This is a genomic window from Pararhizobium sp. P1_E7, assembly GCF_056405855.1.
Genome location: NZ_JBFUBH010000251.1, coordinates 1 through 561 on the forward strand (window position 1 = coordinate 1; position 561 = coordinate 561).

General features: G+C 59.9%; 1 protein-coding gene. It reads left to right on the forward strand.

The window, feature by feature from the left end; all coding sequences use genetic code 11:
* On the forward strand, nucleotides 1-561 hold a 561-nt coding region (locus tag AC1D17_RS29255; RefSeq protein ID WP_477568681.1), incomplete at both ends, for an ABC transporter substrate-binding protein.

A 561-nucleotide genomic window follows, 5' to 3' on the forward strand; every position in this document is an offset into this window, starting at 1 on the left:
GGTCCGGCAATCCCACCGCAAGGAGACATTATTCCGCGCGAAATCACCTGGCTCGCCTCGCGGCCCAGTGACGGTCCGGTTCTCAAGACCGTTCAACGGATTGCTGCCGAGTACGCTGAGAAGCACCCTGGCTTCAAGCTCGATATCGTCGAGACGCCCGACCGGCCGTCCTATCTCCAGAAACTCGAGACGCTGGCAGCGGCTCGGCAATTGCCCGAGTTCTTTGACACAGACGCGACGCCGTTCGCGCAGAAGCTGCAAAAGCAGGACCTGATGGTCGACATGGCCGCCTTGCTCGGCCAACTACAACTGGCGGACCAGTTCAGGCCCGTCGCTCTCGACTATCAGCGTTTCTCCGATGGCAGCCTGTATCTTATTCCTCTGGAATTCGGGATGGAGTTTTTCTGGTACAACAAGGCCTTGCTCGACAAGGCAGGGGTGACGCTCCCGGCAACCCTTGATGATATCCCGGGCATGTGTGCCGCATTGGCGAAATCCGGAATGCGTCCAATCGCACTCGATGGGGTCGACGGGTGGCCACCCCAGCGGATGATGGCGTTC